Here is a 21891-nt window from a genome sequence, read left to right on the forward strand (position 1 = left end):
GGTGTTAATATCTCTAATGAGTCTAAAAATCATGCATTTAACTAACTTACATCTTATAAACTATAAAAGTTTTGAAGCGGCAGATTTTGATCTGGATGAACGCATCAATTGTTTTGTTGGTAATAATGGAATAGGTAAGACTAATGTGCTTGATGCTATATATCACCTAGCACTTACAAAAAGTTATTTCAATCCAATAACGGTTCAAAACATTAAGCATGGCGAAGAGTTTTTTGTTATAAGCGGTGAATTTCTCAAAAATGAACAAGTAGAAAAAATTACTGTAAGCGCCAAACGAGGAAACAAAAAGGTAGTTAAACGCAATGGTAAGATTTACGACAAATTAAGTGAGCACATAGGTTTAATCCCTGTGGTGATTATATCACCTGCTGATAGGGATTTGATTACCGAAGGCAGTGATACTAGACGTAAATTTCTGGATAGTGTGATATCCCTAGAAAACTCGGTCTATTTCAATAGTTTAATAAAGTACAACAAGCTTATTCAACAACGTAATGCGTTGCTCAAGTATTTTGCAGCCAATAGAAAATTTGACAGTGCAGCTTTACAAGTTTATGACGAGCAATTGATTCCTTTAGTCAAAGAAATTCACTTAACAAGGGTTGATTTTTTAGAGCAGTTCTTACCAATATTTAAAGATTTTTATGCTCAAATTTCGAGTAGTAGTGAAGATGTTACGATTCATTATAAATCGGACCTTCATAATACTGATGCGGCACAGCTCTTTACACAAGCACAGCAAAAGGACATGCATTTACAATACACTAGTGTAGGTGTGCATAAGGATGATTTAATTTTTACTTTGCAAGATTATCCTATAAAAAAATATGGTAGTCAAGGACAACAAAAAAGCTTTTTGACAGCTTTAAAGTTGGCCCAATTTCAATTCATCAAAGAACGTAGTGGTGTAACTCCTATTTTGTTATTGGATGATATTTTTGATAAATTAGATGAAAACCGCGTGAGTCAGCTCATCAATATGGTAAATGACGATAGATTTGGTCAAATTTTTATAAGTGATACGCACACAGATAGGACTGAAGCTGTTATTAAAACTACTGATCAATCTTATAAGATCTTTGAATTATGAAACTAAGAATAGTACTGTTAATAGCTAGCTTATTATTTATTTCATGTAGTAGTGATAGTGATAAAAAACTTGAATTACTAGATGGTTATTGGAATATCGATACGGTTACTTTACCCGATGGTAGTGAGAAGGAATTCCCTTTTTCTAACCATATGGATCATTTTGAAGTAGAAGGTCTTAACGGTGTAAAACACAGAGTGAGCCCTACTTACGATGGTGGTTTTGTAAATTATGGCAGTCCGGTGTACTTTAAATGGCAAGAAAACGAAGATGAACTAATTCTTATTTTTAAGGAAGGAGATAATTCTTACCAGCAAAGTGTTGAAGAAGTGACAACTACCGATCTAGAACTGAAGCACGAAAACGGTACTATTTATTCATACAAACGATATACGTCTAATGAGGAATAATAAAAAAGAAGATTTTGTAGATATGAAAGAGGTCTTAAAAAATTTTAAGACTGAAAATAACCTACAAAAAGGTTTTGATAAAGTTGACGTTAATAAAGCCTGGGAACAAGTAATGGGTCCTGGAATTTCAAACTATACCACTCATGTAAAGTTTGATAACGGAACTTTATTAGTTTCTCTATCTTCTTCTGTACTTAGACAGGAATTGCTTTACGGAAGATCAAAAATTGTAGAAAATCTAAATGAGCATTTAGGAAAGGAGCTCATCCAGAAAATTATATTGAGGTAATTATTTAAAATTAACTACTGTTTCTTCCTCTTCTTCGCGACGTGCTTTCTTTTTGTTCTCTAGTGCAAGTTGTTTTTTGAAAATCTTATTATAGAGTTCTTTTAAGCTATCAAAATCCACCGAATATTGTAATCCAATTCCTTGGGTAAAGTCCTCTTGTTGACCTAATTGCTGTAAAGTGTTTTCTCTATTAAATAGTTTTAATCTTAATGAGCCGTCGTCATTAAGTAAAAATTCAATTTGTACATTTCCTATCACCGTACGTTCTGTAGATGATGTGTTACCAACTGGAACCCCTAATTTCCCGTTTATAAGTACACGGTCATTGATCTGTGTACTTAAGGTTATACCGAATCGATCGGATCTTTGTAAATCAGAATTTGGATTACGTTCTGACGCCTCGTAATTCACACCAAATTGTAGCTTACTGTCTTCTCTATTCACCAAATCATTTACAATTCCCGTAACACTTTCTACTACGTTTCCTGTTACAGCATTTTGCCCAATACTATTTGGATTGTAAAAGGAACCAGTTGCAACTAGGGATAGTGCCTGTAATTGACGTTGTGCTTTATCTTGTAAACGATATTGAAGCTCGGAACTTACTACACTGCCGGCGCTAGGAAATTGTATGTCAAATTCTGGATCAAAATAAGTTAAATCACCTTGTAATTCTGTAACAACTTCTACTGGGATTTGGGCATTAAGGTTAGGATTATCTAATAGGATTGATGGGTTTGCATTGGTATAATAGGTGGCTTTAACATCAATATTTGCATTGAATGGATCACCATTCCAGTCGATTGTACCACCAGGTTGAATGATAAAGTTCTTATTTACGATACCTGCATATTTGAAATTGTAAATACCATCGGTAACAATAAAGTCACCATTCATAATAAATTTACCATTTGTATTGATCTCTAATAATAAATTTCCTGCACCGCTACCTTTAAGATAACTACCGTTAGTAGGATCTACGGTAATTTCAACCTCAGCTTCAGGAGTAATATTTAAATCAAAATTGAGTTCTAGACCGTCTACATCGTTTATAGCCACATCTTCTCCATTAAGTCTAGCTTCTTTTTCTTCTGGGCTTAAAAAATAAATCGCGCTTGTATCTCCTAAAGATTCACCATCATCTATAGGTATTTTAAATACAGTGCCAGCACCAGTAGTAGCTACAACATCGATTACTAGAGATTCTGCAGGGCCTTTAATGGTTGCATCACCATTGATAAATGCTGTACCGTAATACAGAGCGTCAGGTGTGAGTTCCGTATTTAGAACTAATAACCTATCAGAAGCAAGAGCTAAATCCAATTCCCAGAAACCAAAGTTTTTATGTCGTATTTCGCCAGTTAACTCACCTGTTGTTCCGTATTTAGTATCTGTAAGTTCTACTGTGTTAAAATCAAAACTGCCAGTTGTTATAGTAATTTCTTCCTCTTCACCAAAATCAAAGTCTGTATTTAGATAAGGAACTCTTAAACCTGCATTTTTTAATAATAATTCACCGTCAAGATCAGGTTCGACTAATCTACCTGTAATGGCAACTTCGCCACTTGCAAAACCTCTCATGTTATCTAATACAATACCACCTAGTGGACTGAGCGCTATTAAGTTGAAATCATTAAAATAAGTGTCTACGTTTATGGTGCTGTATTTTCCACTTGTGTCTATGGTTCCTTTAGCCTGAAAAGATTTGTCGTTTTTATTTTTAAGTTGAGCATTGACGTTATAGGCGGTAAGGGCATCGTTTCCTTTAACTTCTAATGCAAAATCTCCTAATGGTGTTTCATTTACGTTTAAATCAGTCACCGTAAAATCAGATACTGGTGCATAATTTCCATCTTTTTGTGAAACCGATAGATAGCCGTCTAATTTACCTTTCATACTTAAGCTATCAATAGGTTTAAGTAAACTAGAAAGTCTTACGTTTTCAAAATCTAAAAAGAGATCTTTATCTTGAGTTCCATTCATGTTTCCAGAAACAACAACTTTCTCTTTTTTATGTTGAGCTACTATCGTATCCAATTTGAAGTCCTTAAAGTCATGATCAAAAACTAATTGAACATTCTCCTGCTTTTTGTTGAGCAACCATTCCTTTCCTCTAAAATTGATGTCGCTTTTACGAACTCCTATTACCGAATTATTGTCACTGTTAACTGTATGATAGAAACTTAAGTTGAATTTTTCACTATTATCGTCGGACCCTACAAACTCTGTTCTAAATAGCAAAGTGTCTTGTCTAGTAACATTAATGAGCTGGAAATCGTCTATATCATAAATACCATTTTTAAAGTTTTCAACTTTAATATATGTATTAAAAAGAGGGTTTTGATTATTAACTTGAACGTTCACATCGTCCAATTTCATGTCATAAACTTGTACTTCTGGAGTTCTAAAGTTCATTCGGAACTCAGCTTCATTACTAGCCACCTCGCCCTTTAGAATCGTGTTTTCACCAAAATCTAAAAACGGAAAAACAAGATCAACGATTTTATCATATATTTTGAATTCATATTTCAAATATTGATCTTGAGTTATACTTTCTGATTTATAATTTGTGTATACATTACCTATACTATTCTTAAATAACTCAGGAATTTCCTCAATTATAAATTTACCCGATAGTTCACCTTCAATAATATCTGTACTATTAATGGTAATAAATCGTTCTTCTTCCTTAAAATAAGAGGTGATTAAAAAGTCTTCAAAGAAGAATTTTTTATTAGGATTTGTATACGAAGTATTTTTAAATTCAATAGTTCCTGCTGCGTCGTCAAGGTTAGTACCCTTCATTTTCATAGCAACATTTCCCTGTAGAATGGCTATTGAATCACGAGTGAATAAATTAATGGCATTCAAATCTGCTTTTTCAATATTGGCAGTGAAGTCATAAGTATTTATGTCGTCAGAAAAGTCTGCCAGTCCATCAAATGTAAGTTTCAAATTAGGGTCGTTGACAACGAGCTCACCATTGAACAAAGGTTTCTTTAAGCTACCGTTAACTCTAATATTTCTGTAAGTGTAACCATTGAATTCAAACCTACTAATACTTCCTTTAAGTTGACTGTTTGCATTATTAGGATTAAAACCACGTCCATTCACATCGAGGTTAAGTGTAGTTTTACCTAAGGAAGCTACACCTAATAATTCGCCTAGATTAACAGATTTTAAAATTATATTACCATTATAACCTATTTGATCTGATTGTATTTCAGTCAAGGTTAATTGAGTATCAAAATTACCTTTACGAGTAGTTCCTGTTAGGTTAGAAACAACAGTGTTTGCATTTACACTAGCATACCCTTTAGCCTTTACGATACCTAGACTATTAAGCTCTTTAGGCATTTTTCCGTTAAGAATATTAGGCAAAAACTTCTCTAGGCTACTTTTTGAAACTTGCAGATTTTCAAAATCACCTTCAATAAAAAAGTTTTCCTCATTTTCAATGAGGTTTTTAAAATGCATATCACCTTCTATAACTATTTCATCAAGGGTTTGTACTTTTAAATTATCAACTTTAAAATCATTTAAAACACCAGTCAAATTGCCAGATATGGTTACCCTTTCATTTGGTGTTATCTCGTTATAGAACCTTCTTAAATCGTTAGTGTCAAAATCACCTTCACTTATCCTAAAATCCCAATTTACTTTATTGACAAAATCAACAAAGTCTTTTCTGTCATAGGTAAGTTGTAGATCACCTTTAAGAGTAGAGTTTTCAGTTTTTATAGAAAGGTTAGGGACCGATATATTCTGTGGAGTATACGTTAAGTCGGCAATGAGGTCAGTTATTTTTAAATATTTTGTACCGTTTATTTCAGTCATTGCACCATTATACATGTCAAAATTAGACGACTCAATAGGCACAATAATGTCGGATCCATCAATGGTTAAAGAAGCAGCAGTAGCATTAAAATTGGTAGCTATAAATGATTCTGGATACCTTAAATTTTCATCTATTATTTTAATATCTGAATTTGTAATTTCAAGATCACCTGTAGTTAGTACGAATTTACTGCTTGCTGTAGATGTACTGTCAGAAAGCTTTTCAATAAATATTTGCAGGTTATCGTCCTCTTCACCCTTATACCTTTTCAAATTGAAAACCACACCATCTAAAGAGGTGGAACCAAGGTTAGGTTGCCCATCAAGTAAATTCCCTAAACTCAAAATAGAACTCTCCAATCTGTTGATAAAAAATAAGGTGTCACCACGATGATCTAGACTCAAAACTTCTTTAAGAGCCACATTGCCGTCATACGTGATTTGAACTCTTTTGACATCTAGATTAATATCATAATCCTCATTTAAAGAGTTAGTTAAGTACTGCGCGGTTGAGGTTTGAACACTAGGAATACTAAATACTATAACTACTACCAAAAATAGTAGGAGTAAAATAAGCACCGTGCGTATTAGTATTTTAAAGAGTCTTTTTATGGTAGAACAGTTATTTTTGCAAAGATGACCAAATTTTGTGCCTAAAAGACATAATGAAACTACAAAATTCTTACATACTTGCCATAGAATCATCTTGTGACGATACGTCTTGCGCAATTTTAAAAAATAATCAGGTGCTTAGCAACGTAACTGCGGCACAAGCTATTCATGAACAATATGGTGGAGTAGTGCCAGAATTAGCTTCAAGAGCTCATCAATCCAATATTGTTCCCACAGTTGATGTCGCTATCAAAAATGCCGGTATTGATAAAAACGAACTTACAGCTATAGCCTTTACAAAAGGTCCAGGTCTTATGGGAAGTTTGTTAGTAGGAACAAGTTTTGCAAAATCTCTTGCTCTTTCATTAAATATTCCGTTAATCGATGTTCACCACATGCAAGCTCATATACTAGCTCATTTTATTGATCATGGTCAACGAGTTCCTGAGTTTCCTTTTTTAGGAGTTACTATAAGCGGTGGACACACACAAATCGTAAAGGTGACCGATTATCACAAAATGGAGGTTATAGGAACCACTCAAGACGATGCAATAGGTGAGGCCTTTGACAAGTCTGGAAAGTTGATGGGACTAGGATATCCTGCTGGACCTCAAATCGACAAACTAGCTCAATTAGGTAATCCGTCTGCCTTTGAATTCCCTATTCCCAAAGCTCCTGGGCTCAACTTTAGTTTCAGTGGATTTAAAACTGCAGTATTGTACTTTTTACAAAAGGAGAAAAGTAAAAACCCAAATTTTGTAGAAGAAAATCTAGCCGATTTGTGCGCTAGTATTCAACACACGCTCATTAAAATTCTATTTAAAAAGCTAGAAAAGGCTGTCAAAGAAACTGGGATTAAAAGAGTGGCAATCGGCGGTGGAGTAAGTGCAAATTCAGGAATAAGGACTGCTTTACAAGCAAAACAGCAGCAAGGTTGGGACATCTTTATTCCTCCATTTGAATACACAACAGACAACGCTGCCATGATAGGAATAAGTGCCTATTTTAAATATTTGAATAAAGAATTCTGCGGTTTGGACGTGAGTGCCGCACCTAGATTATCCATGTAATGCAATTATTTTATTTCGGAAAAATAGAACCAAACCAATCTTCTATAGAATTACCTAAAGATGAGACACGGCACATTTCACGAGTTTTACGTAAGAAACAAGGCGATCAAATTCATATTACCGATGGTAATGGTAGACTTTTTCTAGGGACAATTATGTCAATTACTAGTACAAAATGTGTGGTTAATCTCGCTTTCGCGAAAGCGGAATCACAACCAACATCTAGTTTACACATTGCCATTGCACCTACCAAAATGAACGACCGTATGGAGTGGTTTTTAGAAAAGGCCACAGAAATGGGAATAGCTAGGATAACTCCTATACTATGCGACCATAGTGAGCGTAAAAAAATCAATCTTGAACGTTTTGAAAAAATAGTGGTAAGTGCGATGAAGCAAAGTAACAGATTGTTTTTACCTGTCCTTGATGAACTCACGGATTTTAGAGAATTTCTTTTATCAACTCACGGAAGTAGATTAATTGCGCACTGTGAAGAGGACGGAGAAAAAAGTGAACTTATCAATGAATTACAACCTCACACATGTTTATTAATAGGTCCAGAAGGTGATTTTTCAAATGAAGAAATAGAACTCGCAAAATCTTCAGGTTTTAAACCGGTGTCTTTAGGACCTACTCGACTGCGTACAGAGACTGCTGGAGTCTACGCTGCAGCAATATTTAATGCTACTAAATTGAATTAGTTATAGTTGCGGCTATAATTTCGTTGTTTGTGTTTTTTACGATAAGAGCAATTTTATAGCTGTTGGTTAAGGGAAAGCGATTAGGGATGTCTATACTGGATTGCCCTTTTTTGTCTATTGTTCCTATGCGTTCTTTGTATAAAACAATGTGAGTTTGATGTAATTCATTACCTTCATTTTCTCCGGAATCAATAAGGGTGGTTTGTTCCTCTAATAATAAGGCTAGGTGAGCATCTTCATAATCTTCCACATTAGATAAATCATAGGTTATATCTAGATGATTTTTTTTACGCTTTACTATAGGAGTGGTTATTTTTTTTATCTGATGGCTGTCATTAAGATAGGTGTTCAGTTTTTTAATGTTATTACCAGAAAACTCTTCCATTCCATTGACTACCACTTGTGGTGTGTAGTTATTGAGTTCAAATTTTGAATTGTAAGCGGTTTGGTATTCGTCAAAGTCTCTTCTTGAAAAACGATCTACCCAACCTAGTTTATTCCAGTATGTTACCGGATAGCACAGTGTTACAACGTTAGGGTAATGTTTTATTTGGCTAATGGTAGCCTCTGCACTAGGACAATCTGCACATCCTTGTGAGGTAAATAATTCTAGCACCACAGGATAATCGCGCTCTACCGCTGGAATGGGTAGTTGCTTATTATTGTAATGGCTGTATGTTATAATTCCTACTATACCAAAAAAACTTAGCAAGGGAACTATGTATTGGAGTTGGTTAAATTTCATTTTATTATTTTCAAATATAACAAAGTCAGTAATCTACTCTCTTATCTATATTCATCTACAGGTAAATATTTGTTCCTTTTGAAAATGGAATGTTGTATTTTGCAAAACTATGAGAAAGATTTTAATCTTATTGTTATTTCTTACAGTATCTGTGTTAAACGCGCAACAGCTGGCTGTTTTGAAGTATAATGGCGGTGGTGATTGGTATTCAAACCCAACTGCTGTTCCCAATCTTATTACATATTGTAATGAAAATATAGGCACTACCATTGATCGAGAGGTAGCTACTGTAGAACCTGGTTCGGTGGATATTTTTCAATTTCCATACGTGCACATGACAGGTCATGGTAATGTAATTTGGAATAATGATGAGGTTGAAAATTTACGTAATTACTTAATGAGTGGCGGTTTTTTGCATATAGACGATAATTACGGAATGGAACAGTATTTAAACAAGGAGTTAATAAAACTATTTCCACAACAGGAATTAATCGAATTGCCAGCAACTCATCCTATATTTAACAATTATGCCAGTTTTCCATCTGGTTTGCCTAAAATCCATGAACACGATGGTAAAAGGCCACAAGCTAAAGGATTATTTTATGAAGGTAGATTGGTATTATTGTTTACAGTAGAAAGTGATCTAGGCGATGGTTGGGAAAGCCCAGAGGTTCATAATGATCCACCAGAAGTTCGCAAAAAGGCACTTGATATGGGTGCAAATATTATCAAATACGTTTTTTCTAATTAATGAGTTCGTCTGTGTCATCAAAAACTATATCCTTTGGTATTTTAAGAGCATTAGCTTTTTTACTGGGATTATTTGTTCTAGCTTGGTTTCTATGGTCTATTACTGCTGTTCTAGCATATATTGGAATTGCAGCGGTATTATCTCTTATAGGTAGGCCTATTGTCATGTTTTTAAGAGACCGGTTAAAGTTTGGAAACACGTTTGCTGTTTTACTTACTTTGGTTTTTTTACTTATACTCATATTAAGTGCAGTTTCATTATTAATTCCACTAGCCATTGAGCAAAGTGACAATCTGAAGTTGTTAGATAATGATGAGGTGTCTCGAAATTTAGAAATTTTTGCCAATCAAGTAAGTGAGTTTTTTGGTATACAGCGAGTAAACATCTATGAGCTAGTTAAAGAAACGGAGTATTATCAAAAATTTAATCTTGGATTTTTCTCAGACCTGATTATTCAACTTTTTAGTGCCTTAGGAGATTTTGCAATAGGATTATTTTCTATAATGTTCATTACTTTTTTCTTACTAAAAGACAGTCGACTGTTATTAGAAGGAATATTGGTTTTTTCAAAGGAAGGTAATGAAGGTAGGTTTTTGAGAGCCTTTACAAAAATTAAACAGCTTTTATCCCGATATTTCATAGGTCTTGTTTTTCAAGTACTAATTTTATTTGTCCTTTACACCATTATTCTGATTATCACCGGTACAGAAAATGCCATATTAATAGCATTTTTCTGTGCGCTATTAAATCTTGTACCCTATCTAGGTCCGGCAGTAGGATACGTTCTTATGAGTGCATTTGTAATTACGGATAATTTAGGAGCAAACTTTAGTGAAGTCATCTTCCCTAAATTGATCATTATTGCGGTAGGATATGGAATAGTTCAAACTATCGATAACTTTCTTAATCAACCTTTAATATTTGGTAAGAGTGTAAAATCACATCCATTAGAAATTTTCATCATTATCTTAATAGCAGGAATAGTATTTGGAGTGGTAGGACTAGTTCTAGCAGTACCGACATACACAGCTATTAAAGTAATCGCTCAAGAGTTTTTAAGTGAGTATAAAATTGTTAAGAAGTTAACTCGTAATTTGTAATGAATGAGCATCTTATTGATAAGGAAGTAGTATCCTATTTAAAAAAGATAATTCATAGCAATCCGCTTGATATAGCTCTTAATAAATCTCCGTTTCCCTATGTATCATCTAACCAACTAGCACAACAGCTAGCTGGTATGCAAATCGCTCGTAAAAAATTTCCAGATCTCTATGAGAATAGAGAAATTATCTATCCACCTAAAGTAAATCTTGAACAAACGAGTTCGCAAACGGCCGCTTCTTACAAAGCATCACTAATTAAAGGGTCTATTATCGACCTCACAGGTGGCTTTGGGATTGATTGTTGTGCGTTTTACCAACACTCGAGTAAAGATGTCACTCACGTTGAATTAAATCGTGATTTACAAATGTACTCTGAGCATCTATTTAAAACTTTGGATTATAGCATTCATTCGGTTAATGCAAATGGACTCACGTATTTAAAGGAAACCGATAGGCACTTTGAGTCGATTTATTTAGATCCTAGTCGTAAAACAAGTTCAAAAAGCAAAGCATTATTTATTGAAGATTACGAGCCCAATGTGTTAGAATTTAAGGAATTGATGTTAGCTAAAGCAAATCAAGTCTGGATTAAAACGTCACCCATGCTAGATTTGTCAAAAGGCATTCAACAATTGCAAAATGTTCGAGAAATACATATTGTCGCCGTTAAAAATGAAGTGAAAGAGGTTTTATGGAAATTAGATAAATCAATTAATTACTCTCCTGTTATTCATTGTGTAAACTTGGAAACAAATCAAAACGTATTTCAATTCCCATGGGATAGTATTGCTCCTACCTCGAATTATGAATCGCCACAAACTTACTTAATTGAACCTAATGCGGCTATAATGAAGTCTCAAGGGTTCAGCGAGTTTTCAAAGAAGTATGGTTTAGATAAGATAGACGCAAACAGCCATTTATTCACAGCTACGACAATTGAGCCTGGTATCCCTGGTAGAGTTTTTAAAATAAAAGAGATTGCTCCTTATCAACCTAAATCTGTAAAAAAGAAGTATGGAAATCAAAGATTTGGTGTAGTAACTCGTAACTTTAAATTGAGTGTACAACAACTCAGGCAAAAATTTAAACTAGGAGAGCATGAGACAGACTATTTATTTTTTACTACTGTAAAAGGAAGTCTTTCGGTCATACAAGCACAAAAAATTTAATATTCCCACATACGTTTTTTATTCAATTCCTCTTGTGCGTTCAATTCTTCTTGTGGAATTACTTTTAAAAAACTCGGGTGTTGTTCAATAGCATATTCAATTTTCTCCACAAGATCATCTACACTAATAGTATCATAATCAATGTCTAGAGGTTCTTTAATAATAAAGGATTGTAGAATATTTCTCTTTTTAATTCGAAGCCCTTTTTTATCAAAGCTTCTTCTAAAACCATCAATAACAATAGGAACCACTATAGGCTTGTATTGTTTGATTATGTGAGCGGTTCCTTTTCTAATAGGTTTAAACGGTTTAGTTGTTCCTTGCGGAAAAGTAATTACCCAACCATCCTCTAAAGCTACACCTATATTTTTTGTGTCATCAGGATTTACAGATCGTTGAATCTCCTTACCCTTTGCTCGCCAGGTTCTTTCTACTGATATGGCACCAGCATAAGCAAGAATTTTAGGCAGTAGTCCACTGCGCATGGTTTCTTTTGCTGCTACGTAATAGATGTTAAGTTTAGGCTTCCATAAGTAGCCTATATTTTTAATCGTGTTTTCTCTTCCTTTTAATGCAGCATTGAATACATGAAACATGCAAACTACATCGGCAAAATAAGTTTGATGATTAGATATAAATAAAACATGACGATCTGGAAGATCTCTTATGATCTCACTACCTTCTATATGTAATTCATTAAACCCTTGATAGCGTCTATGAGAAAGTAGACCTGCAATTCTAATCAACCACTTTTTCAAAAAAAGAATATGTCCGAAAGGATTTTTCTTTAATAATCCCATATAAATCCTAGAATTTTAGAGTCTGCTAAGATAGGTATAGATAAATAAATAAAAACTTATTGACTAGCAATTAGTTAGCTTATGCTCAGTTGGGCGAGGTAGTCGTAATGATCGCCATCCATTACTTTAATGCAAGAAAAACCTGCTTTTTGGGCATGCTCTTTAAGAGTTTTAAAATCGCAGTACAACCAGGGAAACGGATCACTTATTAAGTTCTTATACTTAAATTGAAAACTCACTTCGCCATAGTAATCAATGCCGGCAGGAATCCATAAACCACCATCTTCATCATCTTCATAAAGGAATTTTAGGTCAGAGCTGTCTATTAAAATCTGCCCGTTTTCTGAAAGCAACGCTTTTAATCGCCTTAAATAATCGGTAAGTTTATTCAGAGATTGCATGATTCCTGTACCATTCATCAACATTAAAATAGTATCATAGGTTCCTTTATGATCCCACACAGATTGTTGCATTACCATCAAGTGATCAAAATTAAATCTATTTTTAACCACATCAATAGCTCCGGCACTTATGTCAATTGCAGTCACAGGCAAGGAACGAGATAAAAGAACGGCAGTATGGCATCCGGCAGCACAGCCTACCTCGAGCACGCTACCAGAACTTAAAGACAATGCCTTGCGTTCTATCTTTGGCATGTCATCAATAGATCTAAATAAATAGGACACCGGTAAAACATCATCCTCCATAGTTGGACTTAATACCTCGATATCGGTAGGGTCGTCTTGAAAATAATAATTGCGAATAGCAGTTCCTAATACATCTTGATCCATAGTGCAAAGTTACTCTTTAAACTTTTCAATTGTGACATAATTACTGCCAGCTTGACACCCATTTTATAATTGGTACTAGGTTTGAATAGTGGGCTAGTGATGTAAATAATTACGCTTTCGCGAAAGCGTAACAAACACAAACACTAATAAAACTATAACTATGTCACAAAAAGGAACTATTAATGTAGCTGTGGAGAATATTTTCCCACTGATTAAGAAGTTTTTATACAGCGATCACGAAATCTTTCTTAGAGAACTTGTTTCTAATGCTACAGACGCAACTCTTAAATTAAAACATCTTGCTAGGATAGGAGAGGCCAATGTTGAATTAGGAGATCAACAAATTGAAATCAAGATTGATAAAGAGGCAAAAACATTAAGTATTATCGATCGAGGTATCGGGATGACGGAAGATGAGGTGCAAAAGTATATTAATGAAGTCGCTTTTTCTGGTGCCGAGGAGTTTCTTGAAAAGTATAAAGACACAGCCCAAGATAGTGGAATAATTGGTCACTTTGGTCTAGGGTTTTATAGTGCCTTTATGGTTGCCGATAAAGTAGAGATCATTACAAAATCCTTTAAAGACGCACCTGCTGTACACTGGACCTGTGATGGATCACCACAATATACGCTAGAGCAAGCTGATAAAACAGAGTTTGGAACTGAGATCGTTTTACATATATCTGAAGACGAGACCGAATTTTTAGAGGATCATAGAATTACCGAGCTATTAAACAAGTATAATAAGTTTATGCCGGTGCCTATTAAATTTGGTACACGAACAGAGACTTTACCAAAACCAGAAGATGCTAAAGAGGAAGATCCTGCACCTACTCAAGAAGTAGACAATATTATAAACAATCCAGATCCAGCTTGGACTAAACAACCTGCTGATCTTGAGGATCAAGATTATAAAAATTTCTATCGTGAACTGTATCCTATGCAGTTTGAGGAACCATTATTCCATATCCATCTAAATGTAGATTATCCATTTAACTTAACGGGTATTTTGTTTTTCCCAAAAATGACGGGAGATTTAAATATTCAAAAAGACCGCATACAACTGTATCAAAATCAGGTATTTGTTACAGATAATGTAGAAGGTATTGTTCCAGAGTTTTTGACCATGTTGCGTGGTGTGATAGACAGTCCTGATATTCCATTGAATGTATCTCGCTCATACTTACAGGCTGATGGTGCTGTTAAGAAAATCTCTAGCTACATTACAAGAAAGGTAGCAGATAAGTTGAAATCATTATTTAATAATGATAGAGAAGGATTTGAGAAAAAGTGGAACGACATTAAACTGGTGATTGAGTATGGAATGTTGAGTGAGGAGAAGTTTTTTGAAAAAGCTGATGCTTTTGCACTTTACCCAACCGTGAACGATACTTTCTTCACTTGGAACGAACTTATTGAAAAAGTAGGTGAATCACAAAAGGATAAAGATGGTAAGACCGTTCTGTTATATGCTTCAAATAAAGAAGAGCAAGACAGTTATATTACCGCTGCTCATGAAAAAGGCTATGAGATATTGTTGCTAGATAGTCCAATAGTTTCTCATCTTATGCAGAAATTAGAAACTAGTAAGGAGAACATATCATTTGCTAGAGTTGATGCTGACCATATTGATAACCTCATTAAAAAGGAAGAGAACACAGTATCCAAACTTAATGAAGAAGAACAAGAGCAATTGAAAACTGCTGTAAGTGACGTAATCGCAAGTACTAATTACAACGTTCAGGTAGAGGCGATGAGTAGTGATGCAGCTCCTTTCATGATTACTCAGCCAGAATTCATGCGACGAATGAAAGAAATGCAAGCTACTGGTGGTGGAATGATGGGTATGGGAAATATGCCTGATATGTATAATCTTGTCGTGAACAGTAATCATGAATTAATATCAAAGATTGTTGCTGCACCAGATGGTAAAAAACAGGAATTGATTAAACAATCTGTAGATCTTGCCAAGCTGAGCCAAGGTCTTTTAAAAGGTAAAGATTTAACAGACTTCATTAAACGTAGTTACGATTTAGTAAATTAATCTTAGAAATCTAATTGTAAAACCGCCAGATTTTTTAAAATCTGGCGGTTTTTTTGTTGAAGCTAGAATAGTCGTTGATTTTTCATCCGATAAAATACTTAAAAAGAGGTTTTTAAGTAAAATACTCTAGAATAATACTAGGGTTTTAAGCTCTACTCATCGTATTTAAGTGTTTTTTATCTATTTAACTTAAAATTAACATAAATTTTTAACTATTGAATTTACTAGTGTTTTCATCGATTTGTACCCATTAATGGGAATAGCGCGAGCCATAATGTACTTGCTTAACACTTTTTTTTATGTGTACATTTGGAATGTCTTCAACGGCCAACCCTAATTGCACTAGAAGATAACGACAAAATCCCTTATGTCGTTTTATCGTACCCTACTACGGTTTTAAATAGTCCCCTTTAGAATAATTAACATTATTCCAACTGTAAATAATGCGTAAGATTATTTAGAGTGCTCAAAATGAATGTGTTTTTATTAATTCTAAATATTCTAATTATGAACCGAGTAAATTTAAGTGTAGCAGCACTTCTTGTGGCTGGATTTGCCTTTGCGCAATCTCCACAAACTGTAGCAAGCCCAGGTCAGCAAACGGCACCTGTAGCTGTATTACCAGCTGCTTCTGCTGGAGGTAACTATTCCAATATTGACCAGAAAGCAGTAGGTAGTGATGCCATGGTACAACAACAAGGTACCTCAAACATCTCATTTATTGATCAAACAGGATCAAATGCATCAAACAAAAATAATGTAGATGTACTACAATGGGGTAACGTACAACCAGGTATTAGTGGTTACCTGAACTATTCTGATATTAAACAGACTGGTGAAGGAAACAACTTTGACCTTATGCAACAAGGAGATAAAAACGAAAACTTTGGTCTACAAAATGGTGTAGACAATAGTGTAGTTGTGCAACAAGGTGCTAATACTCCACAGCAAGCTGAAGAAAATCTTGCTTTATCAGACCAAGACGGTCTTGAAAACTATGCTGAAATCCAGCAAAGATATGACAACAACAAAGCAACTATCACGCAACGTAATGATGTGTCATCTGGTGCTGGTAACTGGTCCTATCAAGAACAAATTGCAAATCCTAACCAAAGTGCAGGTCACACTGCAGTAGGTGAGCAATGGGGTGACGATAATACGTTAATCCAATTGCAAGAAGGATCTGCATCAGGACCTAACTCTTTAGGTAACTACGCTCAAGCAAATCAAGGAGACGCTCTTGCAGCTCCAGACAGCGCAACAGGTGCATTTGCTCAACAAGTACAATTAGGTGACGGTAACGAAGCTTATGCAGGTCAAAAATTGACTAACGATACTTCTTTCCAAGAGCAAATAGGTGATCTTAACCTTGCTGAGGTTAAGCAGAACTTAAGTGGCTCAAATGCAGGTGGTGATAACCATGCTGAGCAATACCAAGACGGTAACTTGAACGAAGCTAGAATCGATCAGAATGGTAATAACAACATAGCTTTACAAGAGCAATATGGTGATGACAACTACTCTAAGATTAAGCAACGTTACGGGCAAGTAACTGGTAATGAAGCTATTTCTTATCAAAATGGTACATTGAACAACTCTGTTATTAATCAACAAGCTAATGCAAACATGGCGCTTGTAGATCAAACAGGTGATGGTCAAATGTCTGTAATCAACCAAAACAACCCACTTAACGGTTCTCCAGCAGCTACTTCTGGATCTAACAGTGCAACTGTTATTCAAAGAAACGCTAACGTGGCATTAACTCCATCTACGCTTAAAGCGGCTCAAACAAGAGCAGATCGTCGTAGATAGTATAACTAATCCAGCACCTACCGAGAATCTTCATTCCCTGTCTGGTGCTGGATTTTAATTCTAAATTCTAAATTCTAAATTCTAAATATCAAAACCATGAAAAATATATTATTAAGTGCAGGAGCTATGCTTATCGCTAGCGTTGCATTTGCACAAACACCAGCGACGGTACCAGCAACAACTCCTTCTGCGATTGCAGTGCCTACTCCACAAGTGTCTCCAACTCTTGGAGCAACAGTAGGAGGAAACTATTCTAATATCAATCAAAAAGCTGTAGGTAGTAACGCTTTAGTAGAACAGCAAGGTACTGCTAATGCTTCATACATAGACCAAACAGGATCTGATGTTGGTAATAAAAATAACGTTTACGTTAAACAATGGGGTAATGTTCAACCATCTATTTCAGGTTATCAAAACCACTCTGAAATTACCCAGGATGGTGCAGGAAATGACTTCACAGCTTTACAACAAGGTGATACCAATATGAACTTTGGATCGCAAGTAGGTCTAGATAATACCGTGATGGTAAAACAAGGAGCTAATGCTGCTCAACAAGCACAAGATAATGTTGCTCTTTCTGATCAAGATGGTAAAGACAACAGTGCAGAAATCGAGCAATATTATGATAACAATATGGCTTCTATTACACAACGCAATGATCAAGTAGCTGGTGTAGGAAACCAATCTTATCAATTACAAACAGCTAACCCTAACCAAACTGCTGGACACACAGCTATTGGTGAGCAATGGGGTGATGATAACAAATTAGTTCAAATGCAAGATAGTGGTAGTCCTGCGAGTGGTGGAGCTAACCATGCTGAGGCTTATCAAGGTGACGCAACTGCTGGAGCAGTGAATGCTTTTGCTCAACAATTACAGTCTGGAGATAATAATGAGGCATACTCTAACCAATTTGGTGTAAATGACGAGTCTTTCCAAGAGCAAAATGGTTCTGGAAACGTAGCTGTAGCTAGGCAAAACACTCTTCCAACTAGCGGAGGTGACAATTTATTAGAGCAATATCAAGAAGGTACTGGTAACAGAGCTAGTGCAGATCAAAATGGTAGTAACAACCAGTCTTTCCAAGAACAGTACGGTACAAATAACAGTGCTGTATTAACTCAACGTCAAGGTCAAATAGCTGGTAACGTTGCCTTATCTATTCAAGAAGGTATGAACCACCAGTCTGAAATCAACCAAAAGACTTCTGGTAACATGGCTACTGTAGATCAAACTGGTCACGGACAAATGAGTATTGTTAATCAAAACTTCCCAGCTGGTAACGGTACTACTGCTCAGGCAGGTGCTGGTTACAACAGTGCAACGGTTATTCAAAGAGATGCAAACGTAGCATTAACTCCACAAATTCAGAGAGCTAACGCAACTAGAGCTAGATTCTAATAAAATCATAAACAAACATCTAGTCTATAATTAAAATAGGCTAGATGTTTTCAATATTCTAAATCTATAAACTATGAAAAATTTATTCTTAACTGCTGGGGCAATGTTAATAGCAGGTGCAGCTTTTGCTCAAACACCTTCTATGGTACAAGTTCCTACTCAGCAGGGTTCGCCTACCGCGACAGCCACAGTAGGTGGAAACTACTCAAATATCAATCAAAAAGCCGTAGGTAGTAATGCATTGGTAGAGCAACAAGGAACTGCAAATGCTTCTTTTATTGATCAAACTGGATCTGACCAGAGTAATAAAAATGAAGTTTATGTAAAGCAATGGGGTAATGTACAACCATCCATTTCTGGTCATTTGAATTATTCTGATATAACTCAAAATGGTGCAGGTAATGATTTTACTGCTTTACAACAAGGTGATGAAAACCAAAACTTTGGTACTCAGGCTGGTTTTGATAACACCGTAATGGTTAAGCAAGGTGCAAACAGTGCACAGCATGCAGAGCACAACATTGCTATTTCTGATCAAGATGGTAATGAAAACAGCGCAGAAATTGAGCAATATTATGACAATAACGTGGCGACAATTAAGCAACGTAATGATCAAACTGCTGGAATAGGTAACCAATCTTACCAACTTCAAACTGCAAATCCTAATGCTAGCGCTGGTCACACAGCTATTGGTGAGCAATGGGGTGATGATAATAAGTTAGTTCAAATGCAAGATAGCGGTAGCCCTGCGTCTGGTGGTGGTAACTATGCAGAGTCTATGCAAGGTAGTGCTGCAAACTCAGCTACAAATGCATTTGCTCAACAAAAACAGTCAGGAGATCTTAACCAGGCATATGCATCTCAATTAGGAGCAAATAATACATTATTCCAGGAACAATTAGGATCTGGAAATAAAGCGGTTGCATCTCAAGCAGATAACCCTGTAAATGGAAGTAACCTATATGCTGAGCAGTACCAAGACGGTACCGATAATGAAGCAAGATCAAAGCAGAATGGACGTAACAATGAAGCGTACCAAGAGCAATATGGTCTTATGAACTACTCTACGATTGAACAAAGAGGTGGAGTAAACCCAAATGACGGTAATGTAGCATTATCTATTCAAGACGGTACATTAAACGACAGTAGAATTAAGCAACAAGCTCGTGGTAACACAGCTTTTGCAGATCAAACTGGAGACGGACAAATGAGTGTAATTAATCAAAATCTTACTTCTAACTCATCTCCTAATGGACATGGATACAACAGTGCTACTGTTATCCAAAGAAATGCTAATGTATCACTAGCTCCTCAAGTACAAAGAGCTGGTGCAACTAGAGCTAGATTCTAATAATTATTAATGATCTCGTTCTAGTAACACTAGAACGAGATCATTTTCATTCAATTATAACCCAATGAAACTCTTAATAGGTATAGCGTTTTTCCTTCAGGTAAGCATTCTTGTGGCTCAAAATCCACAACAGGTTGTTTCTCCTGGGCAGCAAGGTTATCCTACAAACAATGCTTCGCAAGGAGGAAATTATTCTTCCATTGATCAAAAGCAAGTAGGTAGTGATGCCGTTGTAGCCCAGCAAGGTACAGCAAATGCTTCTTTTATTGAACAAACGGGAACTAGTGTGACAAATCGCAACACAGTTTCTGTTTTACAATGGGGAAATGTACAACCAGGAACCAGTGGTGAGCAGAATTATTCTGACATAAAACAAAATGGAGCTGGTAACCAGTACACGCTAATTCAGCAAGGCGATATGAATGAAAACTTTGGTACTCAAGTAGGAGATAACAATAAAGTTCTTGTACAACAAGGCGCAACTATTCCTCAACAAGCACAAAATAACCTAACTCTGGTAAACCAAAATGGTTCACAGAATTATGCACAGGTTCAACAGCGTTTTGACAACAGTCGTGCGCAAATAACACAGCATAATGTAGGAAGTGCCGGAATAGGTAATCGTTCTTATACAGAACAAATTGCAAATCCTAATCAAAGTGCAGGTCATACTGCTATTGTATCACAATATGGCGACGATAACGAGTCGATTCAAAAACAAAGAGGATTTATCTTCTTTCCAAATAACAATGGGAATTACGCTCAAATCGATCAAGGTGATTCAACAACTGCAGCTCAAGGAAATGTCGCTCAACAGTTACAAGCTGGTGATGACAACGAGGCGTATATTACTCAATATGGTAATGACAACACAGTATTACAAGAGCAATGGGGCAAATCAAATACAGCAATAGCCTCACAGAATGCAAGTTCTTTGACAGGTGATTCTAATTACATAGAACAATATCAAGCAGGAACTCATAATCTTGCTAGTGCAACACAAAATGGATCAAATAATCATGCTTATCAGGAACAATATCTTTCTCACAATACCTCAATTATTACTCAAAACGGTGGTCAAAATGGTATGAACGAGGCGATAAGTTTACAGCGTGGTTTACATAACAACTCCTTGATACAACAACAAGCAAGTAACAATTTTGCCTCTGTAGATCAAGTAGGTAATGGTCATACAAGTGTGATTCAACAAAATCAAGGAAGTGTAACACCAAATGCTGGTTCAAACAGTGCTGTTGTTATACAACGTAATGCAAATGTTTCTCTAGCAGGATACTCAAGAAGAGCAGCTGCTACAAGAGCACACCAATTTTAAAAATCCAAGAAGCTGGAGAAATCACAACTCCGGCTTCTTTTAATAAAATAAGAGATATGAAATATTTACTAATAGTTCTTCTGTTTTCCGCTTTCGCGAAAGCGCAAACATACGTGGATGATCAAAATCTAGTTAATGGAGGAAATTTACAGACAGAAAATGCGCAGCTTAATGTAGCTACCACTACAACACAACAAAACGCTGCAAGAGGTAATACAACTCAAAATAATTCGGTATTTATCGCGCAAGTAGGTGTAAACAACTTGGCACTTACCAATGTAGCATCGAATAATGCTGAGGTTAATATTACTCAATCAGGATCTTACAATTTAACTGATTTGAGAATTAATTCTCTTGTTGTTAGACAAAATGTAAATCAAAATGGAGTAGGAAATCAATACTATAACTACAGTACTCAAGGTAATTTACTCAATGTTGCCAATGTAAATCAAGAAGGAAATTACAATACTACAATTAGTGTAGGTAACAATAGTGTGACTGAGAGAGTGAGAGTAAACCAGCAAGGAATAGGAAGTACCGTATATGTACTTCATTATTAAT

The 21891-nt window shown here is 35.5% G+C and carries 18 protein-coding genes; 14 read left to right on the plus strand and 4 right to left on the minus strand.

From position 1 onward, the window contains the following. Nucleotides 1–31 precede the first annotated feature (31 nt). Genes recF through HCN53_RS01470 form a run of 3 tightly spaced genes read left to right on the plus strand, consistent with a single transcriptional unit; the run spans nt 32 to nt 1810 of the window. Nucleotides 32–1111: a DNA replication/repair protein RecF gene (recF, locus tag HCN53_RS01460; RefSeq protein ID WP_105018948.1), complete on the plus strand. Its 1080-nt coding sequence runs from the start codon at nt 32–34 to the stop codon at nt 1109–1111. Further along, nucleotides 1108–1521, plus strand: coding sequence for a lipocalin family protein (locus HCN53_RS01465; protein WP_085774462.1), 414 nt, complete (start codon nt 1108–1110; stop codon nt 1519–1521). The genes recF and HCN53_RS01465 overlap by 4 nt, the downstream gene beginning before the upstream one ends. After that, a complete protein-coding gene (locus HCN53_RS01470; protein ID WP_042278422.1) occupies nt 1511–1810 on the plus strand; it encodes a DUF721 domain-containing protein in 300 nt (99 codons plus the stop codon). Before HCN53_RS01465 ends, HCN53_RS01470 begins: the two co-directional genes overlap by 11 nt. Here HCN53_RS01470 and HCN53_RS01475 read toward each other — a convergent pair whose 3' ends face one another. Further along, complete coding sequence (locus tag HCN53_RS01475) at nt 1811–6202, minus strand: translocation/assembly module TamB domain-containing protein (RefSeq protein WP_240919376.1); 4392 nt, start codon at nt 6200–6202, stop codon at nt 1811–1813. It lies immediately after the preceding gene. Between the two features lie 110 nt (nt 6203–6312). On the opposite strand from HCN53_RS01475, the gene tsaD reads away from it, so the two are divergent. Then, on the plus strand, nt 6313–7329 hold the full coding sequence (gene tsaD, locus HCN53_RS01480; RefSeq protein ID WP_105018727.1) for a tRNA (adenosine(37)-N6)-threonylcarbamoyltransferase complex transferase subunit TsaD: 1017 nt from the start codon (nt 6313–6315) through the stop codon (nt 7327–7329). Then, nucleotides 7329–8030, plus strand: coding sequence for a 16S rRNA (uracil(1498)-N(3))-methyltransferase (locus HCN53_RS01485; protein WP_105018728.1), 702 nt, complete (start codon nt 7329–7331; stop codon nt 8028–8030). Before tsaD ends, HCN53_RS01485 begins: the two co-directional genes overlap by 1 nt. On the opposite strand, the gene HCN53_RS01490 is transcribed toward HCN53_RS01485, so the two are convergent. Beyond that, the gene (locus tag HCN53_RS01490) at nt 8017–8775 is read right to left on the minus strand and encodes a DUF1223 domain-containing protein (RefSeq protein ID WP_167341767.1); all 759 of its coding nucleotides are present in this window, start codon (nt 8773–8775) and stop codon (nt 8017–8019) included. The genes HCN53_RS01485 and HCN53_RS01490 overlap by 14 nt on opposite strands. A 109-nt stretch (nt 8776–8884) precedes the next feature. Here HCN53_RS01490 and HCN53_RS01495 point away from each other — a divergent pair, with 109 nt between their 5' ends. From HCN53_RS01495 to HCN53_RS01505, 3 genes are read left to right on the plus strand one after another with little or no spacing between them, the layout of a single operon-like run. Further along, nucleotides 8885–9526, plus strand: coding sequence for a DUF4159 domain-containing protein (locus HCN53_RS01495; RefSeq protein ID WP_105018730.1), 642 nt, complete (start codon nt 8885–8887; stop codon nt 9524–9526). Next, entirely contained in the window at nt 9526–10626 is a 1101-nt protein-coding gene (locus HCN53_RS01500; protein ID WP_060522800.1) for an AI-2E family transporter, read from the plus strand. The genes HCN53_RS01495 and HCN53_RS01500 overlap by 1 nt, the downstream gene beginning before the upstream one ends. Beyond that, nucleotides 10626–11798, plus strand: a complete 1173-nt coding sequence (locus HCN53_RS01505; RefSeq protein WP_167341768.1) for a THUMP-like domain-containing protein — start codon at nt 10626–10628, stop codon at nt 11796–11798. The genes HCN53_RS01500 and HCN53_RS01505 overlap by 1 nt, the downstream gene beginning before the upstream one ends. Here the strand turns inward: HCN53_RS01505 and HCN53_RS01510 are convergent. Together HCN53_RS01510 and HCN53_RS01515 are read right to left on the minus strand one after the other, a co-directional pair. Next, on the minus strand, nt 11795–12598 hold the full coding sequence (locus tag HCN53_RS01510; protein WP_042278430.1) for a lysophospholipid acyltransferase family protein: 804 nt from the start codon (nt 12596–12598) through the stop codon (nt 11795–11797). The genes HCN53_RS01505 and HCN53_RS01510 overlap by 4 nt on opposite strands. A gap of 74 nt (nt 12599–12672) precedes the next feature. Next, nucleotides 12673–13389 (minus strand): class I SAM-dependent methyltransferase, encoded by a 717-nt coding sequence (locus HCN53_RS01515; RefSeq protein WP_167341769.1) that lies wholly within the window; start codon nt 13387–13389, stop codon nt 12673–12675. Nucleotides 13390–13549: 160 nt separating this feature from the next. On the opposite strand from HCN53_RS01515, the gene htpG reads away from it, so the two are divergent. From htpG to HCN53_RS01545, 6 genes are all read left to right on the plus strand, one after another. Continuing rightward, on the plus strand, nt 13550–15433 hold the full coding sequence (htpG, locus tag HCN53_RS01520; RefSeq protein ID WP_167341770.1) for a molecular chaperone HtpG: 1884 nt from the start codon (nt 13550–13552) through the stop codon (nt 15431–15433). A gap of 507 nt (nt 15434–15940) precedes the next feature. Then, on the plus strand, nt 15941–17245 hold the full coding sequence (locus HCN53_RS01525; protein ID WP_085774472.1) for a hypothetical protein: 1305 nt from the start codon (nt 15941–15943) through the stop codon (nt 17243–17245). Nucleotides 17246–17341: 96 nt separating this feature from the next. Continuing rightward, nucleotides 17342–18646 (plus strand): hypothetical protein, encoded by a 1305-nt coding sequence (locus tag HCN53_RS01530; protein ID WP_167341771.1) that lies wholly within the window; start codon nt 17342–17344, stop codon nt 18644–18646. Between the two features lie 73 nt (nt 18647–18719). Then, nucleotides 18720–19997, plus strand: a complete 1278-nt coding sequence (locus tag HCN53_RS01535; protein WP_167341772.1) for a hypothetical protein — start codon at nt 18720–18722, stop codon at nt 19995–19997. Between the two features lie 64 nt (nt 19998–20061). Then, the gene (locus HCN53_RS01540) at nt 20062–21330 is read left to right on the plus strand and encodes a hypothetical protein (protein WP_167341773.1); all 1269 of its coding nucleotides are present in this window, start codon (nt 20062–20064) and stop codon (nt 21328–21330) included. Between the two features lie 56 nt (nt 21331–21386). Continuing rightward, nucleotides 21387–21890 (plus strand): hypothetical protein, encoded by a 504-nt coding sequence (locus HCN53_RS01545; RefSeq protein ID WP_105018738.1) that lies wholly within the window; start codon nt 21387–21389, stop codon nt 21888–21890. The last annotated feature ends 1 nt before the right edge of the window (nt 21891 follow it).

Origin of the sequence: Nonlabens sp. SY33080 (assembly GCF_011784885.1) — a bacterium.
Lineage (GTDB): Bacteria > Bacteroidota > Bacteroidia > Flavobacteriales > Flavobacteriaceae > Nonlabens > Nonlabens tegetincola.